Consider the following 18065-nt stretch of genomic DNA (forward strand, 5'->3'; position numbering starts at 1 on the left):
AAATTTTATCTTGGTTGTCTATCACTGCATATTTCTAAAGGCGCGATCGCATTTCTAATCTGTGTACCTAGGATTAGTTTGCCTAACTCCGCCTTTAGGGGTTCAGTTTCTATATTCTACTTATGGAGCTAAGCGGATTCGAACCGCTGACCCCCTCAATGCCATTGAGGTGCTCTACCAACTGAGCTATAACCCCGCGAGGTGCTTTATTATTATGCCTGAAATTCTGGTAACTCGTCAAGCTGTTTCGGAAAGACTTTTAATAAAATGAGCAGGGGTGCTGAGCAATATTGTTAATATACCCCATGTAGCTGTTCATCAAGAAATATACGACTAACATGGCAGCAGCCGACAACGCCACCAAAGTTCCAGCCAGCATCAGAGAAAATTCCTGTTGGTCGAAGGCTTCCTGCATCAGGTGCAGCGACCATGCCACTAACGCAACATCAAAAATTAAAATACCTATCAACATTTTTTAAGATTCGTAACACTTCATATATTCTAATTATATGCAAAAGGATTGATTGATGCTACAAAGCGATCGCTTCCTCTCCCTGAGGGCAGAGTTTGCAGTGCTATTACATACGCACTGGTACTTGATGGTTTGCTAAGTAAGTTTTAATTTCTGATACAGTGAGTTCTCCGTAATGTAACAAGGAAGCAAGAAGAGCAGCTTCCGCTTTACCTTCGGTTACGGCATCATAAATGTGGCTGCAATTTCCTGCCCCACCGGAGGCAATAACTGGAATCTGCACTTGCTTGGCAATAGTGCGCGTCAGTCCTAAATCATATCCAGCCTTGGTTCCATCAGCATCCATACTGGTAACAAGTAGTTCACCTGCGCCGCGTTGCTCAACTTCCTTCGCCCAAGCGATCGCATCTATTCCAGTATTTTCTCGCCCACCGCGCACGTAAACATCCCAACCGGGATTAACTGGGTCTTGCCGTCGTCGTGCATCAATTGCTACAACAATACACTGGTTGCCAAAGCGATCGCTTGCCCGGTTAATAAACTCTGGCTCTCGTACCGCCGCCGAATTTATGCTGACTTTATCCGCTCCCGCCCTTAACAATTGTTTAATAGTCTCTAAGGATTGAATTCCCCCACCTACCGTTAGGGGGATAAACACCTGCTCAGCAGTGCGGTATACGACATCAAAAATAATGTCCCGTTCTTCGTGAGAAGCCGTAATATCCAGAAACACCAACTCATCTGCACCCGCATCGTTATAAGCTTGTGCCAGTTCCACCGGATCGCCTGCATCTTGGAGGTTGACAAAATTAACACCTTTGACAACTCGCCCCGCTTTCACATCTAAGCAAGGCAGTATTCTTTTTGCCAGCATGACAATCCCCTACAGAATGTAATCATAATGAGAGCCTATCTAATGTAAACCTTTTGTGTCTTCCTGCTTAAGTGGTTTTTTTACAACAAATTTTAATCATGGCGATAATTTCTTCTAAACAACAATCTCAAGAACCCGAAAAGCAACCTAAACGCTCTCGCGAGTCATCTGGTAGCTATAAATCCCCCAAAGCACCGCCAGAAGAGATTTTGCAGCCAACAGCGATGCTAGACGAAACCGAGAAGCAGGAAGAAGGGCTACGACCAGGGCGACTAGCAGATTATATCGGGCAAAAAGACCTCAAGGCAGTTCTAGAGATTGCCATCGAAGCGGCGAAAGGTAGAGGCGAGACGATGGATCACTTACTGCTGTATGGCCCGCCAGGTTTGGGGAAAACAACCATGTCGCTGATTTTGGCGACGGAGATGGGCAGCAGTTGTAAAATTACCTCAGCACCAGCATTGGAGCGTCCCCGCGATATTGTGGGGATACTGATGAGTCTGAAGCCGGGAGATATTATATTTATTGACGAAATCCATCGATTGAGCCGGATGACAGAGGAATTGCTTTATCCGGCGATGGAGGACTTCCGGTTAGATATTACGATTGGTAAGGGTCAAACCGCTAAAACTCGTAGTTTACCGCTACCGCCATTTACTCTGGTGGGAGCAACGACGCGGGTGGGATCGCTGTCTTCGCCGTTACGCGATCGCTTTGGGTTAATCCAACGGTTACGCTTTTATGAGTTGGATGAACTGATCTTAATTGTGCAGCGGACTGCCGAACTTCTGCAAGCTCCCGTTACGCCTGATGGTGCGGAAGAAATTGCTCGTCGCAGCCGTGGAACTCCCCGAATTGCCAATCGCCTTCTTAAACGGGTGCGAGATTTTGCTCAGGTAAAGAAGCTTGGAGAAATTACGCAACCTGTTGCGGTGGAAGCTTTGGAAGTCTTCGGTGTAGATCCGATGGGTTTGGATTGGGCGGATCGTTTGATGCTGGGGGTAATGATAGAACAGTTTAATGGGGGGCCAGTCGGTTTGGAAGCGATCGCTGCCGCAACTGGCGAAGATTCCCAAACAATTGAAGATGTTTATGAGCCATATTTGTTGCAAATTGGTTATTTGCACCGAACGCCTCGTGGTCGCGTTGCTACTCCAAACGCTCGCAAGCATTTAGGGTATGAGTAGTCCTTAGCAATGGACAATGGTATTTAAGAGATTGGGGAGGCTCTGCCTCGCTTCAAGGAGATTTACAAGGGAAAATAATTTATGATGCGTCTGATTCTAGCTTTATTGAGTGTTCTGCTGATTTTTGTCTCCTCTGGGTGGGTAAATGTCCCGACAGCGATCGCGCAAGAACAATCTTCCACTTATACTGAGGCTCAGTTGCAGGAAGGAGATGAGCTGGCGGCTAAAGCTTTTACCGCTACGAATGCAGGCGACTTTGCTACGGCTGAAGGGTATTGGACACAATTGATTGAGCGATTTCCCGAAAATCCGGCTATCTGGAGTAATCGGGGAAATTCTAAGATCAGCCAGAATAAATTGGAAGATGCGATCGCAGACTTTAATAAATCTATTGAAATCGCTCCGAATGCACCAGACCCGTTTCTAAATCGCGGTACTGCTTTGGAAGGGTTAGGACAGTGGGAAGATGCGATCGCTGATTACAATCGAGTCTTGGAAATTGATCCCAACGATGCAATGGCATACAATAATCGCGGAAATGCCAAAGCAGGACAGGAACACTGGGAAGAGGCGATCGCTGATTATCAAAAAGCCGCCGATTTAGCGCCAAATTTTGCTTTTGCCAGAGCTAATTATGCGATCGCTCTTTATCAAACAGGTCAGAAAGACGAAGCGATTCGCACTATGAAGAATATAGTCCGCAAGTATCCGCAATTTCCGGATATGCGTGCTGCTCTCACAGCTGCTCTCTGGGAACAGGGAAAGCGAGGTGAAGCGGAGAGTAACTGGGTGGCGACTGTCGGACTTGATTCTCGCTACAAAGATTTGAACTGGGTGAAGAATGTTCGCCGCTGGTCTCCGGCGATGGTAGCAGCTTTGGAGAAGTTCCTGAAACTGCAATAAAGAAACCCGGTTTCTTTTACGAAACCGAGTTTCTTACTTTCGGTATAGAGCTTCGGTATAGCCAAGCATCGCTTTTAATGGTATTTTAGCGCGCTCGGTATTTATCTTAGCAGGTTTGAGGAGCAATTGGTTGTCAACAACCTGGTTCGATAGATACTTTGCTCAATTGTTTCCAGGTTTTGGCACCCACAATTCCATCTGCAACTAAGCGATGGTCTTGTTGGAAGGCTATTACAGCTGCATCTGTGCGAGAGCCAAATATGCCGTCTATCAAAAACTGGTCATAATAGCCATTGCAAGTTAGAACCCGCTGTAGCATTCTAATAGCCAGTCCAGATTGACCTAGACGCAGAGTGGGTAGATCGATAGTGGTAGTTGCTTCATTGTTGATGGGTTGAGACTGTTGTGTGGATGGCATGGATTGTTGCTCGTTGAAACTTTTCTACACTACCAATCTACTCAGAGCGATCGCGTTTCCCCACCGCCCATCCTGGTGAAAATGCGATCGCCCATTTGGGTTAGCCCTATCTGTAGAGACTCCGGAAACGTCTCTACAAAACCTAACCGATACCTTCAATAACGGGATGGAAGTAGAAGGCAAACCCCAAAACAACATAAGCCGCTAATAGCAGCGTACCCTCTAGCCAATTCGAGCGACCATCGGAACTAATCGAATTAGCAATCAACACAGACACAGCCACAGCTACCAACTCAAAGGGATTAAAATCCAAATCCATCGGTTTATGCAGTATCCAGCCTGCCAAAACCAAGACTGGAGCCACAAACAAGGCAATTTGCAAACTTGATCCCAGCGCCACGGATACGGAAAGATCCATTTTGTTTTTCATTGCCACGGTGACTGCTGTCGCGTGTTCAGCAGCATTGCCAATAATAGGAACCAAGATCACCCCTGTAAACAGCGCCGTTAACCCTAGTTGGGAAGTCGCTTCTTCCAGAGTGCTTACGAGTAATTCTGACTCTACAGCCACTAGCAGCGTCGCGCCTAATAGCACCCCAACCCACAACGGCAGGTTAACTTTGTGTTCCGGGGATTCTTCGGCTAGATTTGCCTCGGCTAACTCAACTAAATCCTGCTCAGCCAAAGCCACATCGTAGAGATAGGCGTGGGTTTTCATGGAAAATAGCAGCGTCAACCCGTATACGGCAATTAACACTACAGCGACAGCGACAGAAAGCATCTGGATGGTAGCCTCATCGATCCCAGTAGAGGTATAGTCCACCGCTGTTGGCAGCAGCAGCGCAATTACTGCCAAATTCATCGAGGAAGCATTCACCCGCGCCACAATCGGCTGAAATTCCTGCTCTTTGTAGCGTAAGCCCCCTAAGAGCATGGAAAAGCCCATAACTAGCAGCAAGTTGCCGATGATGGAGCCTGTGATACTGGCTTTGACGACATCCACCAGCCCCGCATTCAGAGCAACTAGGGCGATAATCAGTTCGGTAGCATTGCCAAAGGTGGCGTTTAACAAACCTCCCAGTGAGGGGCCTAGGACTACAGCAATTTCTTCTGTGGCTGTCCCCATCCAAGCGGCGAGGGGAATGATGCCTAAGCAGGCTGTGATGAAGATTAGCGCCGATCCCCACTCCAGAAAGTGACCTGCAATGGAGATGGGAATAAACAGCAAGAGGATAGATAAGATTGTGTTGAGAGACAGCATCTAAGGAATTTGGAATTTGGATTTTGGAGTGATTTTAGGGGAGATTCATTCTTCCCTAAACAGCGCGTGATTTTGGAGCGATTTTAGGGAAACCGGAGAAACTTCGCCGCCGATGATTGGCAAGGTGCCATTTTACTGGCTTTGCTTAGTTCGGTAGGATCGACTTTTTATCAAAGTCTCGTGTCTAGGATACTCGGTTGTTAAGCGTTCTGGGTTTTTGGTGGCTGGGTCTGTAACGGAATATAACTTTAGATGCAGGATTCCTTAAGAAAAATCAATTTAATATTCAATTACATGAATTTACTGCTCAAGGAATAGCGTTGTTGCGGTTGAATCATGTAAGTTGCAAGTTACACCCAAAGCTTTTCCAATTCATTCACTGATCCCCCATGAGGGGAACGCAAGTTGCTCATCGGTACGAGCGATCGCTATTTTCGGGTGGCTAATAACAGCTAAAGGGAGCTAAACGGAAAAAGCCAGCCCTCGATAGCTAAGGTTGTCTATCTTAGTGAGCCAATAATTGCTCAATAGTTTTTTACAAATTGGATGCGATCCCATGACTTCTGCTGCTGATATTCCAGCTTCAATGTATGCTGCCCAGGAGACAGTCGCCTTAGAAGCTACTGATCCCCTGAAAACTGCTAATGGCGTTTATGTGACTGTCCACGGTCATTTTTACCAACCGCCCCGCGAAAATCCTTATCTAGATGCTATTGAACGACAGCCGAGTGCGGCTCCTTTCCACGACTGGAACGAACGGATTCACCACGAATGCTATCGCCCGAATGCCTTTGCCAGAGTCTTGAATGAGCGCGGCGAACTCGTGGAGATTGTTAATAACTATGAGTATTTAAGCTTTAATATTGGCCCAACGCTGATGTCGTGGCTGGAACGCTACGACGTGGAAGTTTATCAGCGGATTGTGGAAGCGGATCGCAAAAGCTGCGATCGCCTCAACGGTCACGGGAATGCGATCGCGCAAGTCTACAATCACATCATCATGCCCCTCGCCAACGAGCGAGACAAACAGACTCAAATCCGCTGGGGTAAAGAAGATTTCCGTTCTCGCTTCGGGCGCGATCCCGAAGGAATGTGGTTAGCGGAAACTGCTGTAGACTATGCAACCCTCGAAGCATTAGTCGCTGAGGGGATCAAGTTTATTGTTTTAGCACCTTCGCAAGCTGAACGTTGTCGCTTGATCCCCACCGACGAGCAACCAGTAACTCAATGGCTGGAAGTCGGCGGCTCTCAAATCGATCCCACCCGTCCTTACCGTTGTTACCTGACAGGGAATAAGGGATTGGGAATCGGGGACTGGGAACTGGGGGATCATCTTCCCTCCCCAACCACCGATCCCCAATCCCTCCCCTACATCGATATCTTTTTCTACGATGGCCCGATATCACGGGATATGGGATTTAACGATGTACTCGGTTGGGCGGGTACATTTGCTGGACGCATCGGTTCAGCGGTGCGCGGCGACCATCGCCAGTCGCAATTAATTTCTGTAGCTACAGATGGCGAAACCTTTGGACACCACAAAGGCGGTACGGAGAAAACCTTAGCTTTTGCCTTTACCCACGAACTTCCCCGGCGCGGCTGGACTGTCACCAACTATGCCCATTACCTAAGCTTGAATACCCCTAAATGGGAGGTGGAACTTAAGCCTGTGACGGCTTGGAGTTGCGCTCACGGGGTAAATCGCTGGCAGGATGACTGCGGTTGCGGCGGCGAAGGCGGTGTTTGGCACCAAAAATGGCGTCGTCCCCTGCGGACTGCTCTCGATTGGCTGCGGGATCAGCTGGCTAAAGTTTATGAGGAGCATGGAAAGCACGTTTTCCGCGATCCCTGGCAAGCGCGGGATGAATATATCCAAGTAATACGCGATCGCTCACCTGCCAATGTCGAAAAATTCCTCACCCGCCACCGTTCGCGCAAACTTACCGCCGCCGAACAGGTAGATGCCCTGCGCCTGTTGGAAATGCAGCGTCACAGCTTGTTAATGTACACCAGTTGCGGTTGGTTTTTTGAAGAACTTTCTCGACCCGAAGGAACGCAGATTCTCCGCTACGCTTCGCGTGCATTGGAACTGGCGGGAGATGTCTCTGGTATCCAGCTAGAAAAACCATTTATCAAGCGCCTCTCCCAAGCTGCTAGTAATGTTGAATTGTTCAAGCACGGTGCCGAAGTCTACCGTCAGCTAGTCGTAACTGCCCAGATTACTATGGAGCAAGTGGCGGCGCACTATGCCATCAGTTCTCTGTTTACGACTTATCCCGCGCAACAGCGGATTTACTGCTACGATGCCCATCAGTTAGATTACCAATTGCAACGCATGGGATCGCTGACTCTGGCTGTGGGACAGCTGCGGCTGGTTTCAGAGATTACCTGGGAAAGCACTCATTTAGTCTTTGCAGTTCTCCATCTGGGCGGTTGGGATTTCCACTGCTGCATTCAACCATTTGCAGGTCGTCGCACTTACAGCCATCTCAAAGAGAAGCTGTTTACATCGCTGCAAGAAGCTAGTGCGGCTCACGCTATTCTGGCCATGAGTCAATTGTTTAACGGTCACTCGTTCAACTTGCAGAAGTTGTTTCCAGAGGAGCGTCACCGGATTATGCGGCTGTTAAGTCACAACACTCTGACTCGGCTGGATCAGTTATATACACAGGTTTACCGAGATAATTATGGTGTTCTGATGGCGTTCCATCGCGACGGGTTGCCTGTACCGCAAGAGTTGCAGGTAGCGGCAGAAGTGGCGATTTCTAACCGCGCCGTGATCGCACTCCAGGCGCTGGAGCAAGAAAACGGCGATCCCCAACAAAGTTTGAGTTACCTAGCAGAACTAGAAGCAATCGCTACCGAAGCCAATCATCTACACTGTCGTCTGAATATACCAGATGCAAAGCCAACTCTAGAGCAGTTGATATTGCGATCGCTCTGGCAAATCTTGCACGACTCTAACCCAGCTACTCTGTCAGCAGATGTCCAACGTTTAGAGCGCACGATTGAAGTTGCCAATAAACTCAACTTGGGCTTATCTATGTTCCGAGCGCAGGAGCTATACTTCAACTGTCTATACAATCAAATTGTGCCTCAGTTGTCATCAGAAACTAACTCAGATTCGTCGCACCTACATCAGTTGCTACGGTTGGGTCAAAAGTTAGCTGTTGATGTCAGCGCCTGGTTGTAAAAAGGTTTTCATGTAAAAAGTAGAGACGTTAAATTTAACGTCTCTACTTTTTAATTAGTGATTTTGTGGATAATTAAAAGCCCCTCTCCTAAAAGGAGAGGGGTTGGGGAGAGGTGTTTACCACCCCTGCACTAACTAAAAGCAATTAGATGCGATCGCGTCTGACGTTTGTATCATCTATCGGAAGACTTCCGGAATCTACATCTAACTCTTCACGGCGCAGCTGTTCTTCAGCAGTAACAGTGTCGTGTTCGACTTCTTTGTGGATTCTGACTTCCTCACGCACAAAGGCTTCCTTGTGAATGTCAGGAGTCTCTTCGTAAATTTCCATGTGTGCGACTTCGCCTTGACGGAAAGTAGCCTCGCCAGGAGCAACTACTCTTCCAGCGTCTGCTGGAGTCATGCGCTCAACAACTACTCGCTCTTTCTCAATGGGTACGGAAACTCTTGCAGTTTCGGTTTCAACGTGCTTACCAACCGCTACTTCTGCGGTCTTAACGCGCTTTTTATTTGCAACCAGCCGCTCTTCGTACAGTTTGAGAGTTTGATGATCCTGCTCATTCATATTGTACAAATGTGCATCTTGCTGATACTTGTAGCTGTCGCGATCGTAAGCAGCAGTGGTAGGCGTAGCAGGGATATTGCCTGTCATCGGAGCCGCATAGGGCATAGGAGCTATCGGTGGTGCGCCCATTGCAGCCGAAGCATCCAAAGGAGTTGTTGTGTTTATCGGTGCCGTTGTTTCCACAGACGTTTCTACAGATGATCCGCGATAAACTCCTCTCACCTGCTCTTCATAATCGTAATCAACCTTCAGGTCATCGCCGAACTCAGGTAAAGCCTCTGCTTGCTCTTTCGTCAGTCCTACAGCATAGACACGGCGATCGTCATAGTCGATCCGAGAACGGCCAACTGGTAGCAATACTTTCTTGCCAAAAACCCAGAAGCCTGTATCTACAACCAGATATCGAAAATTCCCTTCTTCATCCACCATGATGTTTTTGACACTACCAATCTTGTCATCATCTATGGATGAATAAACATCAAACCCCTTGATGTCATCACCGCCAAAAGTGTCCTGATAGTTTGTATCAAAGTCTTCGAGCTTGTAAAGAACCATAATTTATTTTTCTCCTTTTTTTTATTCACTTACTACCTAGCTTAAAATTATCTGCGATCGCTTCATCCGACTACGGGCTTACTTAATCAATTTGCATACATAATACTTACAGCAGATGTCGAAGTTCAAAATACTTCTATGTCTGATTAAGCAGTTATTTACTATCAAAATTTTATTAATTCCTAATACATTTAATACCTAAAAATCTTTAAGTTGATAAAATGCTTGTTTCATCATCCCTCTTAAGGTGGTTTTTTAACCAGCTACCCGATAGAACTGAGAAAACTTAAATTAGCTGCGCTATTAAGAGAGTAAAAAAATGAGCAATTTAGTTGATTTTTTCTACTTTTCTAATCTGCCTATAGACATACATTTTCCATCGTTAGGGGGAAAATTAAAATCATTCGACAGGTAGACTTAATTTTATAGAAAAAAAATATTGGAGGTATTTGTAAATGTCTAACTTCTCTCGTTGGTCATCAGCAAGTGTAGCTTTGCTCACCTTCGGAGTAGCCGTGGGTACAATTCTCCCCTTGGTAACTTCGGATTCACAAAAAGTAATTGCGGCTCCAGAATCAGCAACTAGCTTTCCTGACATTCAAGATCACTGGGCGAGTCCCTTTATTAAAGCGCTAGCTGAAAAAAACATTCTTACTGGATACCTTAATGGAACATATAGACCAAATAAAACACTCGCTCGCGATGAATTTGCTGCAATAATTCGTCAAGCTTTTAATCAAAACCAGGTAGCACAAATACCAAGTGGAAGCATATATAAAGATGTTCCTGTAGGCTACTGGACAGCTCCGGCAATTGAGGAAGCCTATCAAACTGGGTTTATGACTGGCTATCCTGGTGGTTTCTTTCGTCCAAAAGAAGAAGTTTCCAAGGTTCAGGCAATAGTTTCCTTAGCGGAGGTTCTGGATGGTTCTTCTAGCCCTCCCACCGCATCTAAGTAGATAGACATAATTAAACTAAACATCTGATGTAGGTTGGGTTGAGGCATGCAACCCAACATGGACATGGGTTTGATGGGTTTCGCTTACGCTCTACCCATCCTACAAATAATTAGATCCATCTACTTACAACTTCAACAACTCCCGCTCAAGGAACTACTCCAGCAACTTCCACTCAGGCAACTACTCCAGCAACTTCCACTCAAGCAACCAGAAGTCCCGCAGTCAGACGTCGAGCAGCCAAGAAGCGTTTATTTATGCCCTTGGCAATGACTTCCTTGATGTACCCAGTGTTTATGAACCAACAGAAGGCTCAGGCTGCCCCGGATAGCAGCGCCGTCCCCGCGGTGGCGAATAACGAAACTACCCCGGCTAGCAGCGCCGTCCCCGCGGTGGCGAATAACCAGGCTACCCAGGCTAGCGGTGCCTCATCAACCGTAGCTGCGGGTCAAGGTGTGTTTCTTAACCGCCCTGCATCAGTGATTATTAGCGAATATTATGCAGACGCAGAGCAGATTCCTTACTACGCTATTAATGGTGTAGCCGAAGCCACAAAAGCAAATATTGTGGTTAACTATCCCGATCCAAGGGTTATCAATCCTAATCAACCTGCTACCCGTGGGGAGATTGCTGCTATTATTCATCAAACCTTGGTTCGTCAGGGAAAGATACAACCTCTTGCTGGCAATGTAGAAGCTTCTAAGTATATTGTTCGCACTCCTAGTAGTAACCAAGCTACCCAAACTGCACAATAACTTGAAAAGCAGTAAGGTGGGTAATGCCCACCTTACTAATGTCGTTGCCTAGCTGATATTTCAAAATTTATATATAAAGTTAATATTATTTTACTTACAACGTTTTTTAACTTTAGTAGGAGAAAAATAAACTAATTTTGATGAGTATAGTTACCTAAAATTATCTGACTCGCGTGTGATAGCTTGGCTGAAAATAGCTGATGGCGGTGGGCGATCGCTTGGGGATAGGCGATCGCATCCGTGAAAATACAGGCTTTGGCAAAATGCTTCTTCCAGATTCCGTAATCTAACCCAAGAAATAGTGTAGTAGTTTCTGGCAAAGTTATATTAATCCACCAAATATCACCTAAGATAGATGCGTGGTGACAGCAATCCTTATTACTGCTATCTGGAATTCTCTAACTATGGCTCCACGATACAACAAGATTAAGTTCCCCCTCTGGCAGTTTCTCAACCAGCCAATCTTCAGTTCCAAAACCAAACTGGTACTTAATCCCCGTCGCTTCTTGTACCTTTATAGCATTCACTTACTCGAACGCTGCTTGGCGAAAGATTACGAGCCAGGAAAGCGATATCCTCGCTAAATATCTATATTGCATTAAGTTGTCAGGAGTCAGCTATAGAAAGTACGTCTTTATAAAGAGTTAGGAGCCAAGCTGATGATAAGTTCTGGCTCCTTAATTCTGGGTGCTGAATCAGGCAACGATTAGCCACATTAATACATAAAAGCTGAAAACTGGCAAGCTCCCCATAGCCAGAGAAAATTGACTATTGACTGATCCGGAACCAGTGCCAACTTGCCGAAGAGATTACTCAGATAGTCCAAGCAGCTTGTGTCACCGTCAGTTATCGGTAAGTAAATCACTGATAATAGGCGCGGGGAGTAGCCAAAGCACTCCCTTGAAAAGATCATGCCTGGGCGATCGCGTTAAGTTTTGTTCTACAACGATCGCGTTCGACAAGATAAAGTCATGGCATTACAATCGGCATATGGTATCGGTATTACCGAAAGCCCCACCATTGAAATTTCCCAAGAAGTGTTGCGGTCTATCCTCAGCCGAATAGAAGCTGAACTTTATAGCAGCGAAGTCTATAACCGTTCTTTGGCTGGGTTACAGACGATCCTGGGAGAAGCTGCGGGGAATGCCCAAATTATGGTTAAGGCAGTGGGGCGAGAAGCTATCCGACTAGCGTTCCAGCAGTTTGCCAAGACTTACAAAGTCGTTCCCGTCGCACCAACAGAAATCAGCAACAATCAACAAGAACAGCAGCTTAGTAGTCCGTCGTCAGCCGTTACAGAAGAGTTGTCAAGTTGTCCAGTGGAAACGTTGTTAGATTCTAACAACCTGACAACCTTCCAACCTGACAACCTGACAACGCCCACGGACAACCAACAACCAACAATCAACAACAAATCGAATAACTCACCTGCCAATTCCGAAGAAGCTCTACCACCCCTTAGTAGCAGCAGTATAGATCCGATTTTTCCCAAACCAACTAAAAAACTCTCAAAGGCTCAACTGGCAGCGCAAATGGCGGCTCAAGAGCGGGAGGAGCGTCTGCGGCAAATTGGTCAGGAACTACGGCAGGCGCGTCATGCTCAGTCACTGACTATGCGACAACTTCATAATTTAACATTGGTGCCGCCCCACCACATTCAGGCTTTGGAAATTGGTCGTTTGGATCAATTGCCGGAAGATATCTATGTCAGAGGCTTTATTCGCCGGATGGGAGAGGCGTTGGGGTTGGATGGGGCAGCAATGGCTGCTTCTTTACCTGCACCCGATCCTGTAAAAACTGTGGTGCCATCTTGGTATCGACCCGCATCAGCATCGGTATTTCAGCTTAGCACGCTACATTTATACGTCGGCTATGCGGCTCTTGTGGCTGGGGCAGTGGGAGGACTCGCTGTGACATCGAATCAGTCACAGTCCTCAGCAACAGTTGAGCCTCTGCCAGATGTTCCCTCGAATCCTTCTGTTTCAGAGTCTCAGCAAATTGCGAAACCTGCTAAACCAGGCTTAAAGTTGGGTAAAAAGGGGGTGGCAGTTGGAAACGATATTGCGCCGCCGGAAGCAATTAGTAGTAATTAGTTAAGTAGGCGGATGCGATTAAATTGAAGATGTTTGGAGGTTGGGTTGAGGCCGGAAACCCATCCTCTGCATGGGTTACGCTATCGCTAATCCATCCTACGAATAATTTAATCCCACCTACTTATTAGCTAATGGCTCCTAGACCGTTTCTCAGTTGGGTGGAATATATCGCGGTTCTAACTCCATATTGGGACTTAGACAAAAACTAAGCCCAAATAAAGCCCAAACTGGCTTTATAAGAAGCAAATACGTCACGATGAACGGTTAGCCAATCGAAAAATCGAAAAGACATAGCTGTTCTAAAGGCTTCTAAAGCTTCAGTAAAGCTATGCAAAGGTTTGGTTGCCCACCTGCGTCTCAAGCCCCCAGTTAGCTGATGCCAAAGAATAAAAGTATAGGCACAAAAAACCAAGATAAAATGCCGCATTAGGCTCCTTTTATCTCGGACTTGATATTCTTTTAACCCTAACCATCCCTTGGCTTCTCGGTAGAAAACTTCTACCCAATTTCTTTGAGAATAGGTGCTAACTATCCATTCTGGGTTGACAATTGATGAGTCGGCATTGGTCATAAAATAGTCGATATCAGTTGCTTGTGCGAAAGTCGAAGCATTCATGACGATAGCTATATTTCGCTTTCCTGACAAACGCTCTATCTCTACTTCTAGAGTTGCTACCCATACAGCTCTGGGTTTATCTAAATCTAGTTGAATTTCTCTGAAACTCGCCAGCGGCAAACTTTGGGCTAACTCATCCAGTCTAATTGTTTGTTGGCTATTAGATTCTTTACTAATAGTTACTTTGCGATTTTTAGCTAATCCTCCTAAATACTTTAATCTTCGCTTTTCTAGTTCCATTAGAAAGCCTGTATTGTTGCCATAGCCAGCATCCACTATCACTATTCCTGGTCGATACCCTCTTTTGAGCGTCTGGTCTATTAACTTTAGAGCTAACTCGGTTTTTTTCTTAAATTCTGGGTCTTGTTTCCCTTGTGACAAAGAATTTGCGTGCTGATATAGCTCTATATCTAAGGGCAAGCTTTTTCTTCCATCATATAGATGAGTTGTTACCACTACTACCCCATTATCTGTTTTGCCGATTTCTCCGATATACTGTCGTCCTACCCCGGAAGTAAAATTACCACTTTTTCTATGACCCGAATCATCAACTATGAGACTAAAGCCTCTGCTGATTCTAGTCTGACTACACTTGTTCATTACCTGCAAACGTCTTTCATTGACTTTTGTCGCTGACCAGGTTGACTCGGTTAAAAAGTGGTGTAAACGATGGTAAGCCACCCCTACAGCATTCTCTGCCATCTGAGATAGGTTTTTTCTCTCACTTTCTCCCAATAATCTTCCCAAATAGTGCCTAAATTCTCTTTTTTGGGCTTGATGAGTAAACACATCATCAAACCTTTGACACCATTTGTCAAAGCACGGCGGCATGGCTGCCGGAGTTGTCTCTTTCATGGGAGGTTATATTGATGTGAAACCTATTCTAAACAAGCATTATAACCTTTTTATCTCTTCTTTTTTGCCTAAGTCCCGTTAGCCCACGTCTGTAAGGACATGGCAATGCCATGTCCTTACAGACGTATCTCACCCATTAGCCATTAACTACTAACTAATGACGAGATTATCTCGATGAATGACGGTTTCGGCTCCGGTGTAGCCTAAGATGGTGGGAATTTCTTCTGAGCGGTGTCCGCGAACCAGCTGTAGCTCGTCACTGCTGTAGTTCACAAGCCCCCTGGCGATTTCCCGCCCTTGTTGGTCACACAGCTTTACGGCATCAGATGCCTGGAAGTCTCCTTCAACTGCGGTAATGCCAGCAGCTAAGAGGGATTTTCCGGCTTGAGAAATTGCCGCGATCGCTCCCTCATCTAGCATCAGTTTGCCAGAGGGAATCAAACCATGAGCTATCCAGCGCTTCCGGGCATTTCCCGCTGTGTCGCGGGGTTCAAACTGGGTGCCGATGGGTTCCCCCTGCAAAATTTTCTGGATGTTACCGGGAAATCGTCCTTCTGTAATTACTGTCCGCACGCCTGCGCTGGTGGCAATGCGGGCAGCAGTAATTTTTGTAACCATGCCACCAGTACCCCACGCAGAACCGCGATCGCCTGTTTGCACTTGTAATTCTTCTAACTCATCAATGTGGTTCACCAGAGTTATCGGCTGCGCGTCGGGGACTTGGCGCGGATCGGCAGAGTAAAGTCGATCTACATCGGTCATTAAAAACAGCCAATCTGCTTCTATCAAGCTGGCTACTAAGGCTGAGAGGGTATCGTTATCCCCAAATTTCAGTTCATCTACTGCTACGGTGTCATTCTCGTTCACCACGGGAATCACGCCCAGCCGCAGCAGTTCCCGAAAGGTGTTGGAGGCGTTAATATACGCCGTGCGTTCTCTAAAGGTACTGCGGGTGAGGAGAACTTGGGCAATAGGTTGTTGCAATGTGGTAAATAAATCATCGTAAACGCGCATCAGCCGTCCCTGACCTACCGCTGCTACAGCTTGTTTTAGTGCCAGCGTCCGCGGGCGATCGCGTAGTCCCAATCTAGCGCAACCAACTCCCACGGCACCGGAAGATACCAGCACTACGTTATGACCTTGCCGCCGCAACTCCGTGAGGCTTTCTACTAAGGAGGCTATTGTGGAAAGTGCCAGATTACCTGTTTCTGGCGATGTCAAGCTGGAAGTACCAATTTTTACAACAACGGTTTGAGACACTGGGGGCTGGGGACTAGGGGCTGGGGACTGGGGACTGGGGACTAGGGGCTGGGGACTGGGTAAGATTCCTTGCAATTCCCAATTCCCTATCCCCAATTCCCAATTCCCTATCCAAAATTGTAAAACGCCAGTTCCTCTTACAGGGGGAACTGGCGTTTTACGCAGGTATTTACGGGGATTTATTTTTAGGGTCTTTATATCGGCTGACCCCACTTGAACCATACTTATAATCTCAGGAAAATTTGACAATAATGGATTTCGTAATTATTTTTTTATATTTCCCTTTCTCATGATTTGTCAGGGTTTTTAAAGTTTTGTTGCTTTGCGTGGAGAGAAACGCCCAAAGCTTGAGATATCCAGACTTCAACGGTGCGGACTGGGTAGTATTTCGCGGCAACTGAGGGGTCAACCATCGGCTCGACGAGAATAGTAAACATACCTAGTCTGTTACCTGCTAGGACATCTGTGAATAAGCGATCGCCTACCATCGCCACCTGTTCAACTGGCAGGTTCATGGCAGTGACAGCTTGCCTCAACTTGCGTCGAGAAGGTTTGGCTGCACTGGTAATATAGGGCAAGTTTAACGACTTGGCGATGCCGCTAATCCGGCTTTCGCTGAGGTTATTACTCACCAGCCACAACGTTGCCACATTTCTAATTTGTTCCACCCACTGCACGAGTTCTTCAGAGGCTTGCGCTACCGAGAGTGGTACAAGGGTTTCATCGACATCCAACACTAAACCTTTGAGATGATATTGATGGAGGATTTCCGGCGTGAGACTCAAAATTGGTTTACCCAAAATTAAGTCAGGTTGTAACGGTGCTATCAAGGACATAAAAGTATGGGGGCTGGGGACTGGGAACTCTTCAGACTCCACGAACAATCCAGGAAATTTAGACTTATAGAGGTATGGGTGAGTTGTTAGATTTTTGTCAGTGGCTAATCGCTAAAAGCTGATTATTCTTGATATTAGCGATTAGCTTATAGCCAGTACCCAATGACTATTGATTTTGTTGTTGTCGTTGTCTGCGAATGGCATTTTTCGCGGCTTCGTGTTCTTGTACTGTTCGACTAAAAACGTGAGTGCCATCGTAACGAGCCACAAAAAATACGTAATCTGTTTTTTCCGGATTCAGAGCCGCTTTCAGACTAGCTAAGCCAGGGCTAGCGATGGGAGTAGGAGGTAATCCTGGGTTGAGGTAAGTATTGTAAGGAGAGGCAGTTTTTACTTGAGCAAAAGTCAGTGGCTGATCCGCAGTTTGCCGAATCCCCAATCCGTACTCAACAGTGGGGTCGGTTTCAAGTCTCATTCCCTCTTTGAGGCGTCGAGTGAAGACACCAGCAATCAGACGGCGTTCCGTAGGAATTACCGCTTCTTTTTCGACGATGCTTGCCAATGTCACCCACTCAAGAAGGGTTAGCGCTGGTTTCTGTTCGCCTTGTTGATAGAGGGGGAGTGCGACAGACTCAAACCGATCGAGCATTTGTTTGATAATTGCCTCTGGAGTGACGCGATCGCCATTTAGCTTGTAGGTATCTGGGTACAAAAAACCTTCCAGATGAGGCACCTTATTTGGAAGCCAGGGATATTGGTTTAGAGGAATCTGAGTAACGGCTGCTAAGAAATCTTCGCTTTTGAAAAATCCTTGTGATTCAAAGTATGCAGCCATTTGATTTAGCGACCATCCTTCCGGGATGGTGAAACTTCGCTGTACCACTTCGCCAGTCCAAATTTTATCAGCGATCGCAGATAGCGGCTCACTAGGTGAGAGTTGGTAAGTCCCGGCTTGAAACCCACCTGGTCGCTTTTGCCATCGCAACCAATAGGCCCAGAGATCCCAAGCTTCAGCCGAGCGAATCAAACCTGCTGCTTCTAAATCCTTGCCTATTTGCTGGCTCGAAGTTCCTTGTGGTATGCGGATTTGCAGCAATGCGTCTTTTTGTTCAGCAGAGGAAGGTGATTGAGTTTGAGTCACAGGAGGCGCACTCGCCCAACTCCACCATGCCCAGCCCTGCCATGTACCGACTCCCAGTATTACAGGTATGAGGGCGAGAAACGTCCATTTGGAGATGCGTTGGATTGCTTTCATTTTGATTGCGG

General features: G+C 46.6%; 17 protein-coding genes and 1 tRNA gene. 7 read left to right on the plus strand and 11 right to left on the minus strand.

Annotated elements, in window-relative coordinates; all coding sequences use genetic code 11:
* Positions 1-123: 123 nt before the first annotated feature.
* The 3 genes from H6F74_RS08540 to hisF all read right to left on the minus strand — a co-directional run bounded on the left by H6F74_RS08540 (position 124) and on the right by hisF (position 1346).
* A tRNA-Ala gene (locus H6F74_RS08540) sits at positions 124-196 on the minus strand.
* A 63-nt stretch (positions 197-259) separates the two neighbouring features.
* The gene (locus H6F74_RS08545; RefSeq protein WP_190425742.1) at positions 260-472 is read right to left on the minus strand and encodes a hypothetical protein; all 213 of its coding nucleotides are present in this window, start codon (positions 470-472) and stop codon (positions 260-262) included.
* A 106-nt stretch (positions 473-578) separates the two neighbouring features.
* Positions 579-1346: an imidazole glycerol phosphate synthase subunit HisF gene (hisF, locus tag H6F74_RS08550; protein ID WP_190439123.1), complete on the minus strand. Its 768-nt coding sequence runs from the start codon at positions 1344-1346 to the stop codon at positions 579-581.
* A gap of 98 nt (positions 1347-1444) precedes the next feature.
* Between hisF and ruvB the strand changes: the two genes are divergently transcribed.
* The gene (ruvB, locus tag H6F74_RS08555; protein ID WP_190425736.1) at positions 1445-2533 is read left to right on the plus strand and encodes a Holliday junction branch migration DNA helicase RuvB; all 1089 of its coding nucleotides are present in this window, start codon (positions 1445-1447) and stop codon (positions 2531-2533) included.
* Between the two features lie 81 nt (positions 2534-2614).
* Positions 2615-3436 carry a tetratricopeptide repeat protein gene (locus H6F74_RS08560; RefSeq protein ID WP_190439125.1) on the plus strand — a complete coding sequence of 274 codons (822 nt, stop codon included), beginning with the start codon at positions 2615-2617 and terminating at the stop codon, positions 3434-3436.
* A gap of 133 nt (positions 3437-3569) precedes the next feature.
* Here the strand turns inward: H6F74_RS08560 and H6F74_RS08565 are convergent, their stop codons facing one another.
* Together H6F74_RS08565 and cax are read right to left on the minus strand one after the other, a co-directional pair.
* The gene (locus tag H6F74_RS08565; RefSeq protein WP_190439128.1) at positions 3570-3854 is read right to left on the minus strand and encodes a peptidoglycan-binding domain-containing protein; all 285 of its coding nucleotides are present in this window, start codon (positions 3852-3854) and stop codon (positions 3570-3572) included.
* A gap of 142 nt (positions 3855-3996) precedes the next feature.
* On the minus strand, positions 3997-5115 hold the full coding sequence (gene cax / locus H6F74_RS08570; RefSeq protein ID WP_190439130.1) for a calcium/proton exchanger: 1119 nt from the start codon (positions 5113-5115) through the stop codon (positions 3997-3999).
* Between the two features lie 556 nt (positions 5116-5671).
* Between cax and H6F74_RS08575 the strand changes: the two genes are divergently transcribed.
* The gene (locus H6F74_RS08575; RefSeq protein ID WP_190439133.1) at positions 5672-8308 is read left to right on the plus strand and encodes a DUF3536 domain-containing protein; all 2637 of its coding nucleotides are present in this window, start codon (positions 5672-5674) and stop codon (positions 8306-8308) included.
* Positions 8309-8453: 145 nt separating this feature from the next.
* Here H6F74_RS08575 and H6F74_RS08580 read toward each other — a convergent pair whose 3' ends face one another.
* The gene (locus H6F74_RS08580) at positions 8454-9428 is read right to left on the minus strand and encodes a DUF2382 domain-containing protein (RefSeq protein WP_190439135.1); all 975 of its coding nucleotides are present in this window, start codon (positions 9426-9428) and stop codon (positions 8454-8456) included.
* A 455-nt stretch (positions 9429-9883) separates the two neighbouring features.
* Here H6F74_RS08580 and H6F74_RS08585 point away from each other — a divergent pair, with 455 nt between their 5' ends.
* Both H6F74_RS08585 and H6F74_RS08590 read left to right on the plus strand, forming a co-directional pair.
* Complete coding sequence (locus tag H6F74_RS08585) at positions 9884-10387, plus strand: S-layer homology domain-containing protein (protein WP_190439138.1); 504 nt, start codon at positions 9884-9886, stop codon at positions 10385-10387.
* A 254-nt stretch (positions 10388-10641) separates the two neighbouring features.
* Positions 10642-11139 carry an S-layer homology domain-containing protein gene (locus H6F74_RS08590; RefSeq protein ID WP_190439141.1) on the plus strand — a complete coding sequence of 166 codons (498 nt, stop codon included), beginning with the start codon at positions 10642-10644 and terminating at the stop codon, positions 11137-11139.
* Between the two features lie 131 nt (positions 11140-11270).
* On the opposite strand, the gene H6F74_RS08595 is transcribed toward H6F74_RS08590, so the two are convergent.
* Positions 11271-11459, minus strand: coding sequence for a hypothetical protein (locus H6F74_RS08595; protein WP_190439144.1), 189 nt, complete (start codon positions 11457-11459; stop codon positions 11271-11273).
* Positions 11460-11543: 84 nt separating this feature from the next.
* Here H6F74_RS08595 and H6F74_RS08600 point away from each other — a divergent pair, with 84 nt between their 5' ends.
* Together H6F74_RS08600 and H6F74_RS08605 are read left to right on the plus strand one after the other, a co-directional pair.
* Positions 11544-11723 (plus strand): hypothetical protein, encoded by a 180-nt coding sequence (locus tag H6F74_RS08600; RefSeq protein ID WP_190439147.1) that lies wholly within the window; start codon positions 11544-11546, stop codon positions 11721-11723.
* 387 nt (positions 11724-12110) lie between these two features.
* A complete protein-coding gene (locus tag H6F74_RS08605; RefSeq protein WP_190439149.1) occupies positions 12111-13232 on the plus strand; it encodes a helix-turn-helix domain-containing protein in 1122 nt (373 codons plus the stop codon).
* Positions 13233-13437: 205 nt separating this feature from the next.
* Here the strand turns inward: H6F74_RS08605 and H6F74_RS08610 are convergent, their stop codons facing one another.
* The 4 genes from H6F74_RS08610 to mltG all read right to left on the minus strand — a co-directional run bounded on the left by H6F74_RS08610 (position 13438) and on the right by mltG (position 18054).
* Complete coding sequence (locus tag H6F74_RS08610; RefSeq protein ID WP_190439153.1) at positions 13438-14703, minus strand: IS701 family transposase; 1266 nt, start codon at positions 14701-14703, stop codon at positions 13438-13440.
* A gap of 150 nt (positions 14704-14853) precedes the next feature.
* Positions 14854-15963 (minus strand): glutamate 5-kinase, encoded by a 1110-nt coding sequence (gene proB / locus H6F74_RS08615; protein ID WP_190439262.1) that lies wholly within the window; start codon positions 15961-15963, stop codon positions 14854-14856.
* A 287-nt stretch (positions 15964-16250) separates the two neighbouring features.
* Positions 16251-16799 carry a YqeG family HAD IIIA-type phosphatase gene (locus tag H6F74_RS08620; RefSeq protein WP_190439266.1) on the minus strand — a complete coding sequence of 183 codons (549 nt, stop codon included), beginning with the start codon at positions 16797-16799 and terminating at the stop codon, positions 16251-16253.
* Positions 16800-16965: 166 nt separating this feature from the next.
* Positions 16966-18054, minus strand: a complete 1089-nt coding sequence (gene mltG, locus H6F74_RS08625) for an endolytic transglycosylase MltG (RefSeq protein ID WP_190439155.1) — start codon at positions 18052-18054, stop codon at positions 16966-16968.
* Between the last annotated feature and the right edge of the window lie 11 nt (positions 18055-18065).

The sequence above is a fragment of the Trichocoleus sp. FACHB-90 genome (assembly GCF_014695505.1).
Classification (GTDB): domain Bacteria; phylum Cyanobacteriota; class Cyanobacteriia; order Cyanobacteriales; family FACHB-T130; genus Funiculus; species Funiculus sociatus.

Bases quoted from the DNA above. Each gene is read 5' to 3' on its own strand.
- mltG (WP_190439155.1), bottom strand. From the start codon at position 18,054: ATGAAAGCAATCCAACGCATCTCCAAATGGACGTTTCTCGCCCTCATA.
- H6F74_RS08605 (WP_190439149.1), top strand. From the start codon at position 12,111: ATGGCATTACAATCGGCATATGGTATCGGTATTACCGAAAGCCCCACC.
- H6F74_RS08560 (WP_190439125.1), top strand. From the start codon at position 2,615: ATGATGCGTCTGATTCTAGCTTTATTGAGTGTTCTGCTGATTTTTGTC.
- H6F74_RS08600 (WP_190439147.1), top strand. From the start codon at position 11,544: ATGGCTCCACGATACAACAAGATTAAGTTCCCCCTCTGGCAGTTTCTC.
- H6F74_RS08580 (WP_190439135.1), bottom strand. From the start codon at position 9,428: ATGGTTCTTTACAAGCTCGAAGACTTTGATACAAACTATCAGGACACT.
- H6F74_RS08585 (WP_190439138.1), top strand. From the start codon at position 9,884: ATGTCTAACTTCTCTCGTTGGTCATCAGCAAGTGTAGCTTTGCTCACC.
- H6F74_RS08575 (WP_190439133.1), top strand. From the start codon at position 5,672: ATGACTTCTGCTGCTGATATTCCAGCTTCAATGTATGCTGCCCAGGAG.
- H6F74_RS08590 (WP_190439141.1), top strand. From the start codon at position 10,642: ATGCCCTTGGCAATGACTTCCTTGATGTACCCAGTGTTTATGAACCAA.
- H6F74_RS08620 (WP_190439266.1), bottom strand. From the start codon at position 16,799: ATGTCCTTGATAGCACCGTTACAACCTGACTTAATTTTGGGTAAACCA.
- H6F74_RS08610 (WP_190439153.1), bottom strand. From the start codon at position 14,703: ATGAAAGAGACAACTCCGGCAGCCATGCCGCCGTGCTTTGACAAATGG.
- hisF (WP_190439123.1), bottom strand. From the start codon at position 1,346: ATGCTGGCAAAAAGAATACTGCCTTGCTTAGATGTGAAAGCGGGGCGA.
- H6F74_RS08545 (WP_190425742.1), bottom strand. From the start codon at position 472: ATGTTGATAGGTATTTTAATTTTTGATGTTGCGTTAGTGGCATGGTCG.
- H6F74_RS08565 (WP_190439128.1), bottom strand. From the start codon at position 3,854: ATGCCATCCACACAACAGTCTCAACCCATCAACAATGAAGCAACTACC.
- ruvB (WP_190425736.1), top strand. From the start codon at position 1,445: ATGGCGATAATTTCTTCTAAACAACAATCTCAAGAACCCGAAAAGCAA.
- cax (WP_190439130.1), bottom strand. From the start codon at position 5,115: ATGCTGTCTCTCAACACAATCTTATCTATCCTCTTGCTGTTTATTCCC.